We start from the raw sequence: 2,184 nt of genomic DNA, 5'->3' as shown, positions 1-2,184 counted from the left end.
CTCAGCCCTCGACGGCCACCTCGGCGCCCGCCGCGGCGGAGGCGTAGCAGGCGTCGAGCACCCGGGCGCGGCGCAGCGCGAGGGAGCCGTCGTGGGCCGCGACGTCGCCGGAGCGGACCGCCTGCAGGAACTCGGCGATGGCGCCGGCGTGGCCGCGGTCCTCGCCCACCTGCGGGCTGAGCTCGGCGGGGATGCCCTCGACCTCGGTCCACACGGTGATGCGGTGGTTTCCGGGCCCGCCGGCCCATTCGATCGTCGCTCCGCCGTCGGCGCCGTAGAGGGTGACGTAGCAGAGGTCCTCGGGGATCCACTGCGCCCAGCTGGACTCCAGCAGCATCGTCGCCCCGCCGTCCAGGCGCAGGAAGGCGGTGGCGAGGTCCTCGACCTCGAAGGGGGCGCCGTCCTCGAGCTGGGAGACGCCGAAGCCGGAGCCCCCGCGGCCGCGGGGGCCGAACTCGGCGTGCGTCATGGCGGAGGCGGCGGTGACGCCCGGCTCGCCGAGGAGGTGGAGGGTCATGTCGAGCATGTGGATGCCGATGTCCATCATCGCGCCGCCGCCGGCGCTCTCGGCCTTGGTGAACCAGGTGCCGAGCCCGGGGATGCCCTGACGGCGGATCCAGCCGGTCTTGGCGTAGTAGATGCTCCCCAGGACGCCGGAGTCGATCACGGTCTTCAACGCGGTGACGTCGCCGCGTCGACGGTGGTTGAAGGACACCTCGAGCACCCGCCCGGCGCGACGGGCCGCCTCGACCATCGCGGCCGCGGCCTCGCCGGTCTGGGCCATCGGCTTCTCGGTGAGCACGTGCACGCCCGCCTCGAGCGCGGCGATCGCCATCTCGGCATGGAGGAAGGTCGGGGTCGCGATCGAGACGACGTCGAGCTCGGCCTCGGCGAGCATCTGCCGCCAGTCCCGGTAGCGGCCGGGCACCTGGTGCTCCTCGCCGAAACGGGCCAGCAGGTGCTCCTCCATCGCGGAGAGGGCGACGAGGTCGACGGCGGGGTCGGCGGCGTAGGCGGCGAGGTGCTGCTGGCCGGCCCAGCCCAGGCCGATCACTCCGGCGCGGAGTCGGCGCATGCCCTCCTGCGGCGCTGCGGCCTGCGGTGCTGCTGCGGTCATGACGTGCGGTTCCCTTCGGTCGGTGGATGGGGCTCCTGGAGGGGGTCCGTGGCCAGGAGTGCCAGCGGGTCCTCGCGCAGGCGGGTCAGGGCGAGCTCCAGCGCTCCGCGCACGACGACGTCGCGGCCGAGGGAGCTGGCGCGCAGCTGCGGGAGGGGCGGGGTCCCGATCCGGGGCAGCGCCTCGCGCGCATGCTCGAGGACGGGGTCGATGGCCTCGGCGATCGCGCCGGCGACGACGACGGTGTCCACGGCGATCAGGCTCGAGAGGATCATGGCGATGCGGGCGAGGCGGTCGCCGATGCGCTCGAGCACGGCGCCGGCGAGCGCATCGCCGTCGCGGGCGGCGGCGAAGACGTCCTTCGCGCCGAGCTCGGCAGCGGGCAGGGCCGAGAGCGCGGCTGAGGTCTCCCCTGCCTCGAGCGCCTCGAGCGCCCACCGCCGGGCGAGGGCGGCGACGCCGTCGGCCCCGCGAGGGTCGCCGAGCACGGTCTCGAGGAAGCGCATCTCGCCCGCGCCGCCGTCGGCGCCGCGCAGGAGCCGCCCGTCGACGACGAGCCCGGCGCCGAAGCGCTCACCCATGAGCAGGGCGGCGAGGTGGTCGGCATCGGCGCCGGAGCAGGCCAGGTGGGCGCGCTCGGCGAGCGCGGCGAGGTTCGCGTCGTTCTCGACGAGGACGGGGCCGTCGAGCGCGTCGACGAGGCCGGGGTTCATGGCGGGCCAGTAGCCGGCGTCGCCGCTCGGGGAGCGCCCCTCGGCATCGACCGGCGCGGGCACGCCCACGACGGTGAGCAGGCGGACCGAGCCTCCCGCTCCGGCCCGCGCGCTCACCCGGTCCAGCAGCGCGCGCAGCGCCTCGAGGCGCCGTTCCGCCGCGGCGGCGCCGGCCTCGAGGTCGTCGCCGACGAGCGGAGCGTCCTCGAGCACGAGGCGTTCTGCGGCCAGCTCGCGACCGCGCAGGTCCGCCGCACGGGCGGCGAGGGTGTGCTGGCCGGCGTCGACGGCGAGCAGGATCCCGGCCTGCGCGCGCAGGGAGAAGCGGCGGGCGGGGCGGCCTCGCGAGACGGC

At 76.1% G+C, this 2,184-nt stretch carries 2 protein-coding genes; both read right to left on the bottom strand.

The window, feature by feature from the left end; translation table 11 throughout:
• Position 1: 1 nt before the first annotated feature.
• Positions 2-1,117, bottom strand: coding sequence for a Gfo/Idh/MocA family protein (locus tag HMPREF3159_RS08600; protein WP_141748144.1), 1,116 nt, complete (start codon positions 1,115-1,117; stop codon positions 2-4).
• A partial coding sequence (locus HMPREF3159_RS08595; RefSeq protein WP_070500651.1) for an ROK family protein occupies positions 1,114-2,184 on the bottom strand: 1,071 nt, incomplete at its 5' end. The genes HMPREF3159_RS08595 and HMPREF3159_RS08600, both read right to left, overlap by 4 nt.

This window comes from Brachybacterium sp. HMSC06H03, assembly GCF_001807385.1.
In the GTDB taxonomy this organism is placed as follows: Bacteria; Actinomycetota; Actinomycetes; order Actinomycetales; family Dermabacteraceae; genus Brachybacterium; species Brachybacterium conglomeratum.
This window is presented reverse-complemented; position numbering and strand designations above follow the sequence as displayed.

Coding starts and splice junctions, on each gene's coding strand:
- HMPREF3159_RS08600 (WP_141748144.1), bottom strand. CDS start 1,117: ATGACCGCAGCAGCACCGCAGGCCGCAGCGCCGCAGGAGGGCATGCGC.